This window comes from Paraburkholderia caffeinilytica, assembly GCF_003368325.1.
GTDB lineage: Bacteria > Pseudomonadota > Gammaproteobacteria > Burkholderiales > Burkholderiaceae > Paraburkholderia > Paraburkholderia caffeinilytica.
On record NZ_CP031467.1, the window covers coordinates 4,082,950 to 4,099,430 of the forward strand.

The following is a 16,481-nucleotide window of genomic DNA, read 5'->3' on the forward strand; positions in this document are numbered from 1 at the left end:
GGTTCCAGATGACTGAGCGTAAAGACCATCCGTTGTTATCGAATTTACTGGACCAACGGAAAAACGGGAAGACGGACCGCAGAGAGTTCATCCGGCTCGCGGCCCTGCTGGGCGTCACTGCCGGCCTCGCCTGCAAAATGGCGGGGCTGCCGGCATTTGCTGCGGGGAAGGACGCCACGCCGTTTCCCCCGGACGATCCGCAGGCCAGGACGGGCGGCAAGCTTCGCATTGCGCAGTCCGTTGCGAGCATGACGGATCCCGCGACCTATAGCTGGAACGAAATGTCCAACCAGTCGCGTCCGATCATCGAGCACATGATGCTTGTCGGCCCAGACAACATTGTGCGGCCCATGCTGATCGAATCCTGGGAGCCGTCGGTCGATCTCAAGACGTGGACACTGCATGTGCGAAAGGGTGTGATGTGGCACAACGGCGAAGAGTTGACCGCCGACCATATCGCCTGGAATATCCGGCGCTGGACCAACTCGTCGCTAGGCTCGTCCAATCTCGGACTGTCCACCTTTGCCGCACTGGCGCAAGATACCGGGGAGAAGGACGTCAAGGGAAAGCCAGTTCGTGTTCCTGCACAAAATGGCGTCCAGATCATCGATTCGCATACTTTGCGGCTTAACCTGTCGAGGCCGGTGCTGTCGGTTGCGGAGGATTGCGCCGAATATCCGACTCTAATCGTGCACCCGTCGTTCAAGCCGCCATTCTCCGCCGCACCGATTGGTACGGGACCCTATACCTTGGTCGAGTTGAAGGTGGGCGAACGGTGCATTCTCAAGCGCGTCACGAAAATGAGCAATGGCAAGGATTTCCAATATTGGGGCGGAAAGGTTTATCTTGACGAGATTCACTTCTACAACTTTGACCAGGAGAACCAGACGGCAGCTCTCGCATCGGGAACGGTGGACGCCACTTATGAGCTAACCGCAGATCAGCTCGACCTGGCTCATTCGATCGACGGTGCGCAGATCAATTCAGTAGTGTCAGCACAGACCCTGTGCTGCCGGATGCAGGTCGACGTCAAACCTTTCAATGATATCCGCGTGCGCAAGGCAATCGTGATGGCAGCTGACAATGCGGCCACCCAGGCTTTGGTGTTTCCCGCGGGCGGGCGCGTCGCCGAGAACTATCACGTCGCACCCGTGCACCCGGATTACTTCCCGCTGGCTGGCGCGCCGAGAGACGTCAAAGGCGCGAGGCAGCTTCTGAAAGAAGCCGGCTATCCAAACGGTCTGTCTCTCACGATCGACGTAGGCAACACCGATGGGTCATGGGAGCAGGCGGTCTGCGAAGCGTTACGCGACCAGCTGAGCGAGGCTGGTATCAAACTCTCGGTCAATGTGATGCCTAAGACGAAATACTGGGACGTCTGGAACAAGACGCCCTTCGGCGCTACGTCCTGGGCCCACCGACCACTTGGCACCATGGCATTGACGCAGGCGTACCGCACAGGCGTGCCGTGGAATGAAACCCATTTCTCCGATCCGCACTTTGATGAAGCGCTTTCGGATGCCGAAGCAACGCTCGATGTGCGGCAACGCAAGGCGAAGATGGAAAAGGTCGAACGCATATTGCGGGACGCAGCTGTCATGGTTCAGCCAGTATGGCGGCCCGTCTATAACCTGGCGTCCTCCAAAGTGCGCGGCTATAAACCTCATCCGTCGCGCCAGTTACAGCTGACGAAAGTATGGATTGGCTAACGGCAGCGTAGTGCAAGACGCAGCTCCTCGGAAGAACGAGCTGCCCGGTTGCCGTGACTTCTATTGTTGCGTCGGTCCTTTGTGAGCACAGGGTGGTGTTACATGCAAAAACTCATTTTTCGCCGGCTGATGCAGATGCTTCTAATCATGGCAACCGTGTCCTTACTGCTGTTTGCCATCTTCAGTACGGATCAGTTCAGGAAGAGGGTGGCTGTGTCGGAGCTTGGTGGATTCGGAGTGGCCACGCTTTCCGACGGCGACTATAAAGCCTGGCTGGAAAAGAAAGGTCTGAACGAGCCGTTCCCCAAGCTGTACGCGCAGTGGGTCGGTAACGTCTTCGAAGGAAACCTTGGGCACTCGATTGAAAAAAACGAAGACGTCTCGGTCCTGCTCGGCAGCCGGTTGTCACATACGGCTGCACTTGCTTTCTTCGTGTTTCTTTTCATGGTGCCGATTTCTCTCACGTTTGGCGTGCTTGCCGGGATGAACGAGGGAGGACTGCTTGACCGCATCGTTTCTACGCTGGCGGTCTTCACCACGTCCATTCCACAGATCGCCACGGCCGTGCTGCTGACCGTGGTGCTCAGTCTCGGACTCAAATGGGTTCCAACAAAGTCCGCCATGGTTGACGGTTGGTCATTTCGTGAACTGCTGCTGCCGCTGCTCACGCTGCTGCTTTACGACATTGGTTACGTGGTCCGCATGACACGGGCTTCCATGGCGGACGTCATGGGCTCTCACTATATCCGGACCGCCACACTCAAAGGTATGCCTTACCGGCGCGTCATTCTCAAGCATGCGCTGCGCAACGCACTGATTGTTCCCTTCACCCTCATTTTTCTCCAGTTGAACTGGCTTCTGTCGCAAGTCGTCGTCGTGGAGGTCTTCTTTCAGTATGACGGCTTCGGACGGATGCTTTATGACGCATCGGTGTTCGGTGATATCGCCGTGCTGCAGGCCGCAACCCTGGTCGCCGTGGCGGTTGCAGTTACGTCGCAACTGCTTTCCGACGTCGCCTACGTCCTTCTCAATCCGCGCGTACGGTTCCAATAGGAGACTCGCCGTGACTCAACTTGCGGTATTTCGCACCGTGCGCCGCTCTCTACAGATTTCGAGCGTCTGGACCGTTGCGCTGCTGGTCGTCCTGATCTGGGTGGCGCTATGCGCTTACGTGATGTTCCCAAGACAGCTCGGCACCCTCGAAAACTATGTCCTGCTGCCCGCGATCCCGGCCGTTTTGCTGCTTTATTTCATGGCCGTGCGGGCGTGGCGGCAATCCACTATTGCCATCATAGGCGTCACTCTCGTTCTGTTCTGGATACTGATCGCAGTAGCAGTCCCCTATCTGCCACTCCTCGATCCTAACAAACCTGTTGCGCCTTATGCCCCACCGGGAGCGATGAGGCACGGCGTCACCTTCCTGCTTGGTGCCGACATGCGCGGCCGCGATGTTCTCTCGAGGACGTTGTGGGGGTGTCAGCGCGTCATCGTCTGGGGCATCACAGCTACTTCGGTCGCTTACGTCGTCGGTGCTGCGTTTGGCCTGGTTGCAGGTTACGTCGGCGGCTGGTGGGATGAAATTGTTTCATTCATCGGAAACGTGTTGCTATCTTTTCCGGTCATCGTACTTTTCATTCTGGTATTGAACTACCTCGGCCAAAGCGGCTTTAACATCATCATCGCGGTCACCTGTTCCTCCGCGCCGGCGATCATGCGCATTGTTAGAGGTCTCGCGCTCGATGCGAGGACACGTGACTACATCCAGGCCGCGCAAACGCGTGGCGAACACGCGGTATGGATCATGATTATTGAACTGCTTCCCAATGTACGGGGGCCAGTCATTGTCGACGCGTGTCTGCGGCTTGGCTACACCACCGTCGCGATCACCACGCTTACCTTCCTTGGCCTTGGCCTCCAGCCACCGGACCCTGACTGGGGACTGATGATCAAGGAAGCCTCGACCGCAGCACTTCTGTGGAAATACTCCTACATGCTGGTTGTTCCGGCACTTTCCGTCAGCAGTCTGATACTGGGTTTCAACCTGATGGCCGACGGCCTGCGCGAAATGAGTTTGCGCGACTGACAGGAGACTTCGATGGACACGACATATGCCTCAGGCGCCGTACCCGTTCTCGAATGCAGGAACGTATCAATCTCCTACATGACCAGGGCGGGCGAAGTTCCCGCGGTGATTGATTTCAACCTTCGCTTGATGCCAGGCGAGGCGCATGGGCTCGTGGGCGAATCCGGTTGCGGCAAGTCGACCATAGCGCTTGCCATCATGCGCTATCTCGGCAAGAACGGGCGTGTGGTCGGAGGTCAGATCCTGTTCAACGGGCGCGACCTGCTGACCATGAGTGCGGCTGAATTGCGACGGATTCGCGGCGCCCAGATCGCTATGATCTATCAGGAGCCGATGGCCTCTCTCAATCCTTCGATGGTAGTGGGGGAGCAGCTTGCAGAAGTCCCCGTATTTCACGACGGTGTCGGACGTGCCGAAGCGTGGTCAAGGGCGCATGCGATGCTCGAGCGGGTGCGTCTTGCGGACTGCTCGCGCATCATGAGCTCGTACCCGCATCAGCTTTCAGGAGGCCAGCAGCAACGTATTGTCATTGCGATGGCATTGCTTTCCAGTCCAAAGCTGCTGCTGCTCGACGAACCCACGACGGCGCTGGATGTGACCGTGGAAGCCGGTATCGTCGACCTGATCCGGGATCTTTCGGCCCAGTTCGGCATGTCAATGCTGTATATCTCGCACAATCTGGGACTGGTACTGGATACCTGCGAACGTATGACAGTGATGTATTCGGGTGAGGCTGTGGAGGTCGGTCCGGTTCAAACTGTGTTCGACGGCACGCGGCATCCTTATACAAAGGGCCTGTTTTCCTCCATCCCGGTTCCCGGTGCGGACAAGAACAGCCGGCCGCTTGTCCCGATACGCGGGCAATTACCCGCGCCTCATGACCGGCCGCCCGGCTGCAATTTTGGACCGCGCTGCGATTTCTTCGTCTCCGGACAGTGCGATGCGGCGCCTGTTCCCATGGTTCCCATCGTCAATCATCATGCCTCCCGGTGTATCAGGGTGAACGAAATCGGCTGGAACGACATGACGTCTGCGGGTGCGGAGCGAAACCGGGCGCCGCTCGGAGAGGTTGTCCTGCAGGTCAATGATCTGAACAAGCGATACGGAAATATTCGCGCAAACCAGGGCCTGAGCTTCGATGCCCGTCATTCGGAAACGGTCGCCATAGTCGGCGAATCGGGCTGCGGAAAATCAACCTTTGCCCGCATCGCAATGGGACTTGAACGCGCAACGTCAGGTTCCGTCAAGCTGGGGCAGATGGAACTCGGCAACCTGCCCGTCACTCGCCGCAAGAGCGATACGGTCAGAAAGCTGCAGATGATCTTCCAGAATCCGTTCGACACTCTCAACCCAAGTCACACCGTAGGGTTTCAGATCGCCCGCGTGATCCGAAAATTTGGCGTCGAGAAGGACGAAGCGAAGGTTCGGCAACGGGTTCTTGAACTGCTGGATATCGTCAAACTGCCCCGGGAATTCGCCGAACGATTGCCACGCCAGCTCTCGGGTGGGCAGAAGCAGCGTATCGGCATTGCCCGCGCGTTTGCGGGAAATCCATCCGTGGTCGTCGCTGACGAACCAGTCTCGGCTCTCGATGTATCGGTGCAGGCAGCGGTGACCGAGCTTCTGATGGATATCCAGCGGCAACAGGGCACCACGATTCTCTTCATCAGTCACGATCTTTCCGTGGTGCGATATTTGGCTGATCGAGTCGTGGTGATGTATCTCGGGAAGGTGATGGAACAGGGGAGCACCAATGATGTCTTTTCGCCGCCCTATCACCCGTACACCGAAGCGCTTCTCGCCTCGGTGCCGATCGCCGACCTTCGCGCAAAAAAGCGCAAGGTGTCGCTAAACGGCGAGATGCCGTCGCCCAGCGAGCCGCCCCAGGGGTGTCCGTTTTCGACGCGCTGTTCGTACATGATTGCCGGGACCTGTGATCGGATCGAGCCGCCCACTCAGGATTTTGAATCCGGCCATCAGATTGCCTGTCATCTGCCACGCGAACAGTTGCTTGCAATGGAGCCCGTCATCACCTTTGACGAGGCGCTCGCACCCGATCGCGCCTTGTTGAACATGCGTGAACACGCGGTCGATCCACAACCAAGTCACTAAGCGTGCCTGTCGCCGCGGAGTTTACCTGCCATGCCAACACGCATCACTGCGCCGCACCCGCATCTAACTGAACAACTGATGGAGACGATCGCATCGTGACTCGATATCTGACGCTGGCGGCCTGCCAGACCGGCCCCGTTCAACGGAGTACATCCCGGGTGGAAGCCGTTGATCGGCTTATCCACCTCCTGGAGCAGGCGGCGGCGCGCGGCGCCGAACTGGCTGTCTTTCCGGAGATGGCGCTGACGACGTTCTTTCCGCGCTGGAATCTGAACGATGATGCGGAAATCGCGGGCTATTACGAATCGCAATTTCCGGGGCCGCAGACTCAATTGCTATGCGATGCCGCACGCAAGCTGAAAACTGGTTTCGCGCTCGGTTACTCGGAGAGCGTGGAGGAGGGCGGCCGTGTGCGGCGCTTCAACACGATGGCGCTGGTCGGCCAGGATGGCGAGTTGATTGGCCGTTATCGGAAGATGCACATTCCTGGCTCTGAGTCTCCGGAGGAAGGCACGACGGTTCATCTGGAGAGGCGCTATTTCGAACCGGGCAACCTGGGCTTTCCGGTTTTTGCGTATCGCGGGGTTCGGGTTGGACTCGCACTTTGCAACGACCGCAGGTGGCCGGAAACCTGGCGAATGCTCTGCCTTAACGGGGCGCAGGTGGTCCTTGTTGGTTACAACACACCTGTGCTGCTTGACGAAGCGCCGGCGCTAGCTCATCTGCGCATGTTCCACAATCATTTGCCGATGCAGGCAGGGGCTTACCAGAATACCGTGTGGATTGCAGCCTCGGCCAAAGCGGGCCTCGAGGAAGGGCAGGCGTTGCTTGGCGGCTCGTGCATCATCGCGCCGAGCGGCGAGATTGCGTCACTGGCGAGCTCAGTAGGTGATGAGGTAATCACCCATCGTGCTGACCTGGACCTGATCGCCACCTGTCAACGTGTCAACTTCGACTTCGCTCGCTATAGGCGCCCCAGTGAATACGCACTGATATCCGAACGTGCAGGCCCCCTGGAGTGACCTCATGATGACATCAGGTAGTGTCCCGACCCGGCCAACCAGCGGTGGAGTCCTCGCACGCCGGGTTTTGTCGCAACTCAGGCAGGCAACCTTGACACCGCCCGGCGTGACGCGTGCTTCATATGGCGCTGGCGAACATTACGCGCACGATCTGGTGCGCCAGGAAGCCGAGGCGCTAGGCGCGATTGCGCAGGTCGATGCAGCAGGTAACCTCTACCTCACGTTGCCGGGCCGCAATCGATCCCTGCCACGGATCGTGATGGGCTCCCATCTGGATACTGTGCCGCACGGTGGAAACTACGACGGTGCCGCCGGCGTTGTCGCGGGCATTGCGGTCATGGCCGATCTCGTCGAGCAGGGTGCAGTGCCTTCGCGGGACCTTGTCGTCATGGCAATCAGAGCCGAGGAAGCTGCATGGTTTCCGCTGTCCTATCCGGGCAGTCAGGCCGCACTTGGCTTGCTGCATCCGACAGCGCTGCAAGCGCGAAGATCGGACACGGGGAAAACGCTGGCCGAACACATGGAGCTGGCGGGGTTCGATCCTGAAGCGGTGCGTCGGGGCACTACCCTGATCAATGCCAGAGATATCGCCGCTTTCGTTGAAGTACATATCGAACAAGGGCCGCGTTTGCTAGCCCTCGACGCGCCGATCGCTATCGTATCGGCAATTGCAGGCGGGTTTCGTTACGTCGACGCGCGCTGTTTTGGCGCCTACGCGCATTCCGGCGCCGAGCCCCGATTTTCGCGGCGCGATAGCGTGCTGGGCTTCACTGATCTGGTTCAGGGCCTCGAGACGGAGTGGGACTTGCTTGAGCGGGACGGACTGGAGGCGACCATCACTTTCGGACGGGTCGAATCGGATCGGACTCAGCATGGGGGCAGCCGGGTCTTGGGGGAGTTGGGCTTTACGCTCGACGTCCGTAGTGAAGAGCAGGCGGTGCTTGATCATCTCCACCAGCGAATACATACGCTTCAGGCAGACATCGCTGCAAAGCGTAACGTTCGGTTCGAGATGGGACAGAAGTCCGTATGGTCGCCCGCGCGCATGGATGCCGGAGTGATCCAGCGGCTCGAAGCCTCGGCTGCCCAGCTTCAGATGCAACCCCATCGCATGCCAAGTGGGGCAGGCCACGATGCCGCCGCTTTCGCGGCCGCGGGTATCCCGGGCGCGATGGTTTTCGTTCGCAACGAGCATGGCAGTCACAACCCTCACGAAAGCATGCGACCCGAGGATCTGGATCAGGCCATCCACCTGCTCGTGAATTTTGTCACGTCCTTTGACGAACGTTGAGAACACCACAATGGATATAAAGACGTCAGCAATTCTGGTCATCGATCTTCAGAACGAATATCGCAGCGAGGGTGCTTATCCTGTTTCGGATTATGAAGATATTCTTGCTAATGCTGCGGCGATCATCGCTGCTGCACGCCATGGCGCCGTACCCATCATTCATGTTCAGGCCTGGGTCGAGGAAAGCGAGCGCAGTCACTATTCGCTTCTCAATGAGGCACTGGCAGACAACTTAAGGTCCGCGGTCGCGGGCAGTGCCGGTGCCGATATCTGTTCCGAGGTTAGCCCCGAAAGAGATGAGATTGTAATCCGCAAGCGCTGGCCGAGTGCTTTTCAGGATACTGCACTGCACGCTCGCCTGAACGCGCTTGGCGTTAAGGAAATCTTCGCTCTCGGCGTCTGGACTGACAGTTGCGTGAGGGCAACCGTTTTCGATGCTATCTACAAGGGATACCGCGTCTGGTTGGTAAAAGATGCATGTGGTAGCGCTACGGAGACCATGCACCGCGCTGGCATTCTGGATATGGCTAACCGGCTTTATGGGGGCGGCGTGCTACGAAGCGAAGAGGCCGTCAAAGCCTTACGAGGCGAGCCTCATCACTCCTGGCACTGTTCAAGGCCTATAGAGTTTCCCTACACGCTCTCCTCATTGAACCGGCTTTACTGCGACTTGTGAGATCTGTTTGAGGTGTCTTCAGGATTCGGGGCTGTTTCAGCATGGTGGCCGCAAGTTTCAATCAACAGAATCAAAAGCCTATCGTTTCCGAGAGAGCGTAGATGCTATTTCCTGGGCGATACAGCTTCTGTTCAATTGGGTATTTCCGGAAGCCAGTGTAATTCCCGGCCGAGTCCTGAGTGCACCTTCCGGTTCGACGTATTGAATGGTTTTTGCCGCGATCCGGCAACTGCGCATAACCGAGGCTTCCAGCCTGACCCCACGAGGGACCTGACTCGATAAGTTTGTCGGCCCGGTTTTCGACGGTCGTACATATCAGTAAATTTTTCTAAAAAAATACACCTCAATTAATTTGGATAGCTAAATGAAAAATCATATCTCAACAACTGCCTTACTGTTCACGACAATCTCGGTTCCCGTGTTTGCGCAGAATAGTGTCACGCTGTATGGCCTGATTGACGAAGGGTTCAACTACACGAGCAACGTAGGTGGCCACAATGTATACGAGTTGAAGAGTGGCTACGCTCAAGGTAGCCGATGGGGCTTAAGAGGTTCGGAAGATCTTGGCGGTGGCCTGAAGGCTGTATTCCGGCTCGAAAATGGCTTTAACGCCACCAACGGCAAGCTCGGGCAGGGCGGCCTCGAATTCGGTCGGCAAGCTTACGTTGGTGTTTCAGACAGCAGATTCGGTGCTGTTACGCTAGGCCGTCAATATGATTCCCTTGTCGACTATCTCGCACAGACAACGGCCAACGGAAATTGGGCGGGATACCTGTTTTCGCATCCGTACGACAACGACAACACGGACAACACGTTCCGGGTGAACAACACGATCAAGTATACGAGCCCAGATTTTGCCGGGCTGCAGTTCGGCGGCACGTACAGCTTCAGCAACGACACCAACTTCGCGAACAATCGCCAATACAGCTTCGGCGCCCAGTATGCGAATGGTGGCCTGCTGCTGGCGGCAGCTTATCTGCAGGCGAACAATCCGTCGTCGAATGCTGGCGGCGCGATCAATAACGGTGGGGATGAGAATTTCCTTGCGAGCCGGCTGCGGGTATTCGGGGCGGGTATCAACTATACGTTCGGTAGCGCAGCACTCGGCTTCGCATACACGAACACGAACGTCTCTCAGCCGCTTAGCTCGGGCTATGTTGGTGCGATCACCCCGCTCGCAGGCGCGACCCTCTCGTCGCTGAAGTTTGACAACTTCGAAGTCAACGCAAAGTACCAGTTCACGCCGGCATTCTTTGTTGGTGGGCAGTATGTCTACACGCGTACCAGCTTTAATGCCTCAAGCGGAAAGCGTCATCCAAACTACCAGTCCGTCGGATTGATGGCGGACTATAACCTGTCCAAGCGTACCGACGTCTACCTGCAAGGCGCATATCAGCACGCGGGTGGAGACCGGACAGGAACTGTGCTCGATTACGCCTACGTGCCTGGCGCGGACGGCGTGTCCTCCACTGGAAACCAACTCGTCGTGCGCGCAGCAATTCGCCACAAATTCTAAGTTTCCAGGGGCGAGGGGCAAAGTTGCTTTCTTCGGCCGGCGCGGCGTGACAGGTTTTTGGACGTTGCTTGCCGAGAAGGGGTGTTTCTTGTTCATGGAGGCGGGACGTAGTCTTCGCTCGGATCGTGCGTGTACGCTGTGACGCTCAGTGAAATGAAAGTACGGCAGCTTCCGTCACTAGCGTTGCCGTTCCATTTGACATTCCGATTCAAAAGAGTTTTAATATGCAAAAAGGCGATTGATTAATATGAACCTCGATGCTGTTCGCAGTTTTCTCGACGTAGCCGAAACCGGCAGTTTCAGCTTGGCGGCGGCGCGCGTAAACGTCATGCAGTCCACTGTCTCGGGTCGCATCCAGTCCCTGGAGGACGAGCTCGGCGGTCTCCTGTTTAGTCGCGGCAGAAGTGGTGCTGAACTCACTCCTGCCGGTCAGGAATTTCGCGCTTACGCTGAAAAAATTGTGCAGACGTGGGATCAGGCTCGTCAGCAGGTAGCACTTCCGCCCGGGTATTCGGGCATCTTCCGTTTTGGTGGTCCCGTTGCGCTCCAGGATCGGCTCAGTGTTGCCTGGGTGTTGTGGATGAAAGAACATGCCCCAGGAATCGCGCTTCAGCTAGAGGGTGGCTACTCGGACGTTCTGACTGAAAATCTTTCTTCAGGGATTCTGGACGCTGCGGTCATGTATTTGCCGCGGCGGCGCTCGGGGCTGGTCATTGAAGAACTGCTGCAAGAAAATCTGGTGCTGGTACAGCACCCGGAGCTTTCGGGGTCATGGCATGAACACTTTGTTTTTGTAGATTGGGGACACGATTTCCGGGCCAGCTACAGTCAGGCATTTCCGGGCGCTCCTGCGCCAGCGCTTTCAGTGGGACTGGGCGCACTTGGCCTGCAGTACGTGCTTGCGTTAAAGGGAGCCGCTTATCTTCCCTTGGGTTTGGTTGCGCCGCTTCTTGCCGACGGACGGTTGAGCGAAGTCCCCGACGCCCCTGTCTTCCGCCGGCCCATCTACCTGGTCTATCCGTCGCGGAGCCGCAGTCCGGAACTCCTGGAAGTCGCTCTTTCAGGGCTTCGTCATCTGGCGACGATAGTCGATTTGCCCAAACTCGCTTCGATTTACTAACCGATGAATCGACCATGAAATACGACTTCCTGCTTCGCAACGCGACCCTTATAAGCGGTGACGGTTCGCCGCGCTTTTCCGGTGACTTAGCGATCGACGGAGACAGGATTGCCGCAATCGGTGATTTGTCGCTGGCCACGGGAAGCCACGAAATCGACCTTCAAGGCAAAGTCGTGGCGCCTGGCTTTATCGATGTCCATACTCATGATGACGCGGCGCTCCTTGCTGAAGACGGCATGGTTCCCAAGATCAGCCAGGGAGTCACCACGGTCATCACTGGCAATTGCGGCATCAGCCTCGCGCCAGTCACATTCCGAGCATCCCCGCCGCCTCCGTTCACCCTGCTGGGTGGAAATGAAAACTTCCGCTTTGGACGATTCGGTGATTACGTTGCCGAGTTGCGTCGACTAGGTACAGTTACCAATGCCGCGCTGCTGGTGGGCCATACGACGTTGCGGCAGCAGACGATGCCTGTGACCAACCGGGCCGCCAACGATGAAGAAGTGCAGCAGATGCAGGTCGAGTTGGAGCGCGCTATGACCGAGGGCGCGTTTGGCATGAGTACCGGGCTCGACTACCCGCCTGCAATCGCTTCGTCGACAGAAGAGGTCAAAGCGCTTGCTGATACGGCGGCGCGATTGGGTGGCCCTTACGTCACGCACACGCGGAATTATTTCGAGAAGCTGGAAGAGGCCATTGAAGAGGCCATTGACATTGCTGGGCATGCCGGCGGGAAGCTCGTCATTTCTCATCATCAGGTCACCGGCCGCGCCAATTTCGGCAAGAGCAAGCCGACGCTTGAGCGTATTGACAAGGCGCGGGAAAGTCTTGATATCGGCCTCGATGTTTATCCCTACTCTGCCAGTTCAACCGTCCTACGACTGGAGCGCTGCGATACGGGATTGCGCATTTTGATCACCTGGTCGGAGCCTCATCCGGAAATGGCCAACCGGGAATTGAGCGACATCGCTCGTGAGTGGGCGTGCACGGAACGGGCCGCGGCCGAACGCCTCTTGCCAGCGGGCGCGGTCTATTTTCAACTGGACGAGGCTGATGTCCGCCATATTCTTTCTCATCCAAGAACCATGGTCGGCTCTGACGGGTTGCCGCACGACAAGCATCCACATCCTCGTTTGTGGGGAACCTTCCCTCGCGTGCTTGGCCACTACGCGCGGGATGAGAATCTGTTCAGCTTTGAGGAAGCCGTGTTTCGCATGACTGGTCTCCCGGCGCAGGAGTTCGGGTTTGTCGATCGAGGGCTTCTGATGCCCGGAAATTTTGCGGATATCGTCGTGTTCGATCCGGAAACGGTACTCGACCGCGCAACATTCGAGCACCCACAGCAACCCGCGGCCGGCATCGACCAGGTGTTCGTCAATGGCGTTGTTGTGTGGCAGGACGGGGCCTCAACCGGAGCGCGCCCCGGGTCTGTATTGCGGCCAAAGCCGATTGTCCAGAATCACAGCTCGATCGTTTCCGGGCATGGCGCGAATTGTCCGGGGTGCAATCGGGGCGCACTTGGGTATTCAGATGAAAAATACGCCACCTGACTGCAAGGCTGATCGTGAAGGGATTCGCTCGCGCGCGGAGCTGCGTCGACAGCCTGGTACGCGGCCCGACGAGAGGTTAGTGGCCGGATAGTGCGTCCCGATGTCGATGCGAAGAAGGCCGGAGCGGTCAATACCCGACCCGGCACCTCATTTCGTGAGACTGACGCCGGCATGAATCGCCCGCGCGCGCACTTGGTTCGGTGTAGGGCAGTTGCAAATAGGAGCTTGAATTGAAAATCCTGGTGCCAGTCAAGAGAGTGGTCGATTACAACGTGAAGGTCCGGGTGAAGTCGGACGGCACGGGCGTCGACATCGCGAACGTGAAGATGTCGATGAATCCGTTCGACGAAATCGCGGTTGAAGAAGCTGTTCGTCTGCGTGAAGCGGGCGTGGCGACCGAAGTGATTGCTGTGTCGGCCGGTGTGACGCAGGCGCAGGAGACGCTGCGCACGGCGCTGGCGATTGGCGCGGACCGCGCGATCCTGATCGAGTCGGGCGAAGACCTGCAGCCGCTGGCGGTCGCCAAGCTGCTCAAGGCGCTGGTCGACAAGGAACAGCCGCAACTGGTGATCCTCGGCAAGCAGGCCATCGACGACGATTCGAACCAGACTGGCCAGATGCTGGCTGCGCTGGCTAACCTGCCGCAAGCTACCTTCGCCTCGAAGGTTGTCGTGGCGGACGGCAAGGCGACGGTGTCGCGTGAAGTGGACGGCGGTGCGGAAACGCTGTCACTGAGCCTGCCGGCCGTGATCACCACCGACCTGCGCCTGAACGAGCCGCGCTATGTGACGCTGCCGAACATCATGAAGGCGAAGAAGAAGCCGCTGGAAGTCGTCAAGCCGGAAGACCTGGGTGTCGACGTCACGCCGCGCCTGAAGACGTTGAAGGTTGTCGAGCCGCCGAAGCGCTCCGCCGGTGTGAAGGTGCCGGATGTGAAGACGCTGGTCGAGAAGCTGAAGACCGAAGCCAAGGTGCTGTAAGGAGACGGACGAAATGACGAATCTGGTAATTGCTGAACACGACAACGCGTCGATCAAGGCCGCAACGCTGAACACGATTGCAGCGGCGCAGAAGATTGGTGGTGATATTCACGTGCTGGTCGCAGGTCACAACGCACAAGCCGCAGCGGATGCCGCAGCGAAGATCGCAGGCGTTAGCAAAGTGCTGTTGGCCGACGCGCCGCAACTCGCAGCGGGTCTCGCAGAAAACGTCGAATCGACGGTGTTGACGCTTGTGCAAGACCCGGCGAAAAACTACACGCACGTCCTCACGCCGGCGACCGCCTACGGCAAGAATATCGCGCCGCGTATCGCTGCGAAGCTCGACGTCGCGCAGATCAGCGACATCACCGCAGTGGACAGCGCCGATACGTTCGAGCGCCCGATCTATGCCGGTAACGCGATCGCAACGGTTCAGTCTCAAGACCCGATCAAGGTCATCACGGTTCGCACAACCGGTTTCGACCCGGTTGCGGCCGAAGGCGGCAGCGCAACGGTCGAGAAGATCGAAGCCGCAGCCGACACGGGCCTGTCGCAGTTCGTGAGCCGCGAAGTGACGAAGCTGGACCGTCCGGAACTGACCGCGGCGAAGATCATCGTCTCGGGTGGCCGCGGTCTGGGCAACGGCGAGAACTACACCAAGGTTCTGGAGCCGCTGGCGGACAAGCTGAACGCAGCGCTGGGCGCGTCGCGCGCAGCAGTCGATGCCGGCTTCGTGCCGAACGACTACCAGGTGGGCCAGACCGGCAAAATCGTCGCGCCGCAATTGTACGTGGCGGTCGGTATCTCGGGTGCGATCCAGCATCTTGCCGGCATGAAAGACTCGAAGGTGATCGTCGCGATCAATAAAGACGAAGAAGCGCCGATCTTCAGCGTCGCCGATTACGGTCTGGTGGGCGATCTGTTCACAGTCGTGCCGGACCTCGGGGCGACGCTGACTTAAGAAGCAGTCGCGGCGGGAGGCCTAGATTTCGCACTTAGGGAGTGCTGGAACAAAACATCATTGAAATTCGACCTCCAATGCAGGGACAAACAGTGCCATTCCAACGGTAACACGCCGAATATCTCCCGCTCGAACAGATCGAAGGCGCTGGCAGCATTGACTACTGTCGATGTTCGACTCCTGGCATTACAAAAGGCTCACGTGCTGACTGTGCGTGAGCCTTTTTTCATATTTTGCCTCATACATTGGATCAATTTAACTACGACGTCACTATTGGCGGCGAAAGCCCGATCATTGGTCGATGGCTGACTCCTTGGGGCGACGCTTCTCCTTGTCAATTGGAGATAGTCTCCTGACTCTCGAGAGGCAGGAAAGGCGATCCGCTACCCTGATTTGTCGCGACCTGTGCCGATCCAGAGAGGCTACCGATTTCGAGGGCCGATACTCACCGGCTAGCCATGTTGTTCGAGTGACTGCTCTCCAGCCTATCTTCGGATAGTTTTCTCGTCGCCGGAATCCATGGAAAGTGGAACCGCTCAATTGGACGAGGAGACGGTGTGGAACTTGGCATAGCCGGAAAAATAGCGCTGGTCACGGGTGGCAGTAAAGGGATAGGCCGCGAAACCAGCCTGGAGTTGGCACGCGCTGGTTGCCAGGTGCTGGTCGCGGCGCGCGGCAAGGAAGCCATCGACGAAACGGTTGCGGTTATTCGGGGAGTGGGCGGTGTCGCGGCAGGTTTCTCCGGTGACTTCACGGACGTGGAGAACTATCGCCTCGCCGTCGCAGCGGCTAAAGCGGCTTTTGGCTCAGATCCAGACATTGCAGTGTTCAATCTGCAGGCGCCGAAGCCAGGCAGCTTCGAAGAACTCAACGATGACGATTTCCGCTGGGCTTACCACCTCGTGGTTACGTGCTATATGAACCTGGTCCGTGCCGTCGTGCCGTCTATGAAGGAAAGGCGCTGGGGCCGGATTGTCACCATAGGTTCCGGCACGGCCAGAATGGCACTGCGTAGCACGCCGTATTTTTCGTACGTTCTTGCCAATACACATCGCGTGTCGGCCGTGGGTCTGATCAAAACGCTGATGGGTGACTACGGCCCTTTCGGCATCACTTTCAACACCATCGGCGTCGGTTCGATAGAGACTGAGCAGTTCAAAGCCTGGATGCAGAAACGCGCCGACGAAAGCGGAGTTCCGTACGACGACGTTATTCGCGGCTTCGCCGCGGACAATCCTCTGCGCCGGGTGGGCAGGCCGGTTGAGGTCGCGAAGCTGTGTACGTTTCTCTGTTCCGAATACGCCGGCTTCACTACGGGCGAAACCGTGCTGTGCGACGGCGGACAGGTGATCTGCCTGCCCTGAAACGTCGCCTGAATCGACGTAAACCCTGGCTAGGGTAGGCGAGAATACGGCGCATATTGAACAAAATATGACTATATTGTACTTTATGTACTAATGT

Annotated in this window: 13 protein-coding genes; all 13 read left to right on the forward strand. The window is 58.0% G+C overall.

All coding sequences use genetic code 11. The features are described 5' to 3' along the window. The first annotated feature begins 8 nt into the window (after nucleotides 1-8). Nucleotides 9-1,709 (forward strand): ABC transporter substrate-binding protein, encoded by a 1,701-nt coding sequence (locus DSC91_RS34540; protein ID WP_115782952.1) that lies wholly within the window; start codon nucleotides 9-11, stop codon nucleotides 1,707-1,709. 102 nt (nucleotides 1,710-1,811) lie between these two features. Beyond that, nucleotides 1,812-2,762, forward strand: a complete 951-nt coding sequence (locus DSC91_RS34545; protein ID WP_115782953.1) for an ABC transporter permease — start codon at nucleotides 1,812-1,814, stop codon at nucleotides 2,760-2,762. A 10-nt stretch (nucleotides 2,763-2,772) separates the two neighbouring features. Then, nucleotides 2,773-3,792, forward strand: coding sequence for an ABC transporter permease (locus DSC91_RS34550; RefSeq protein ID WP_208645750.1), 1,020 nt, complete (start codon nucleotides 2,773-2,775; stop codon nucleotides 3,790-3,792). A gap of 12 nt (nucleotides 3,793-3,804) precedes the next feature. Continuing rightward, complete coding sequence (locus tag DSC91_RS34555; protein WP_115782954.1) at nucleotides 3,805-5,904, forward strand: ABC transporter ATP-binding protein; 2,100 nt, start codon at nucleotides 3,805-3,807, stop codon at nucleotides 5,902-5,904. A 95-nt stretch (nucleotides 5,905-5,999) separates the two neighbouring features. After that, the gene (locus tag DSC91_RS34560; protein ID WP_115782955.1) at nucleotides 6,000-6,926 is read left to right on the forward strand and encodes a nitrilase-related carbon-nitrogen hydrolase; all 927 of its coding nucleotides are present in this window, start codon (nucleotides 6,000-6,002) and stop codon (nucleotides 6,924-6,926) included. Nucleotides 6,927-6,930: 4 nt separating this feature from the next. Further along, a complete protein-coding gene (locus DSC91_RS34565) occupies nucleotides 6,931-8,217 on the forward strand; it encodes a hydantoinase/carbamoylase family amidase (protein ID WP_208645751.1) in 1,287 nt (428 codons plus the stop codon). Between the two features lie 10 nt (nucleotides 8,218-8,227). Next, the gene (locus DSC91_RS34570) at nucleotides 8,228-8,893 is read left to right on the forward strand and encodes a cysteine hydrolase family protein (RefSeq protein ID WP_115782956.1); all 666 of its coding nucleotides are present in this window, start codon (nucleotides 8,228-8,230) and stop codon (nucleotides 8,891-8,893) included. Nucleotides 8,894-9,257: 364 nt separating this feature from the next. Continuing rightward, nucleotides 9,258-10,409 carry a porin gene (locus DSC91_RS34575; RefSeq protein WP_115782957.1) on the forward strand — a complete coding sequence of 384 codons (1,152 nt, stop codon included), beginning with the start codon at nucleotides 9,258-9,260 and terminating at the stop codon, nucleotides 10,407-10,409. Between the two features lie 247 nt (nucleotides 10,410-10,656). Then, entirely contained in the window at nucleotides 10,657-11,529 is an 873-nt protein-coding gene (locus DSC91_RS34580) for a LysR family transcriptional regulator (RefSeq protein ID WP_115782958.1), read from the forward strand. 14 nt (nucleotides 11,530-11,543) lie between these two features. Beyond that, on the forward strand, nucleotides 11,544-13,079 hold the full coding sequence (locus DSC91_RS34585) for an N-acyl-D-amino-acid deacylase family protein (protein ID WP_115782959.1): 1,536 nt from the start codon (nucleotides 11,544-11,546) through the stop codon (nucleotides 13,077-13,079). A gap of 230 nt (nucleotides 13,080-13,309) precedes the next feature. Next, a complete protein-coding gene (locus DSC91_RS34590; protein WP_115782960.1) occupies nucleotides 13,310-14,059 on the forward strand; it encodes an electron transfer flavoprotein subunit beta/FixA family protein in 750 nt (249 codons plus the stop codon). Between the two features lie 13 nt (nucleotides 14,060-14,072). Then, nucleotides 14,073-15,020, forward strand: coding sequence for an electron transfer flavoprotein subunit alpha/FixB family protein (locus DSC91_RS34595; protein WP_115782961.1), 948 nt, complete (start codon nucleotides 14,073-14,075; stop codon nucleotides 15,018-15,020). Nucleotides 15,021-15,577: 557 nt separating this feature from the next. Then, nucleotides 15,578-16,384 (forward strand): SDR family oxidoreductase, encoded by an 807-nt coding sequence (locus DSC91_RS34600; RefSeq protein WP_162831501.1) that lies wholly within the window; start codon nucleotides 15,578-15,580, stop codon nucleotides 16,382-16,384. Nucleotides 16,385-16,481 lie beyond the last annotated feature (97 nt).

What these genes read in the sequence shown, in the direction of transcription:
- DSC91_RS34540 (WP_115782952.1), top strand. Translation starts at nt 9, where the DNA reads ATGACTGAGCGTAAAGACCATCCGTTGTTATCGAATTTACTGGACCAA.
- DSC91_RS34545 (WP_115782953.1), top strand. Translation starts at nt 1,812, where the DNA reads ATGCAAAAACTCATTTTTCGCCGGCTGATGCAGATGCTTCTAATCATG.
- DSC91_RS34555 (WP_115782954.1), top strand. Translation starts at nt 3,805, where the DNA reads ATGGACACGACATATGCCTCAGGCGCCGTACCCGTTCTCGAATGCAGG.
- DSC91_RS34565 (WP_208645751.1), top strand. Translation starts at nt 6,931, where the DNA reads ATGATGACATCAGGTAGTGTCCCGACCCGGCCAACCAGCGGTGGAGTC.
- DSC91_RS34570 (WP_115782956.1), top strand. Translation starts at nt 8,228, where the DNA reads ATGGATATAAAGACGTCAGCAATTCTGGTCATCGATCTTCAGAACGAA.
- DSC91_RS34575 (WP_115782957.1), top strand. Translation starts at nt 9,258, where the DNA reads ATGAAAAATCATATCTCAACAACTGCCTTACTGTTCACGACAATCTCG.
- DSC91_RS34580 (WP_115782958.1), top strand. Translation starts at nt 10,657, where the DNA reads ATGAACCTCGATGCTGTTCGCAGTTTTCTCGACGTAGCCGAAACCGGC.
- DSC91_RS34585 (WP_115782959.1), top strand. Translation starts at nt 11,544, where the DNA reads ATGAAATACGACTTCCTGCTTCGCAACGCGACCCTTATAAGCGGTGAC.
- DSC91_RS34595 (WP_115782961.1), top strand. Translation starts at nt 14,073, where the DNA reads ATGACGAATCTGGTAATTGCTGAACACGACAACGCGTCGATCAAGGCC.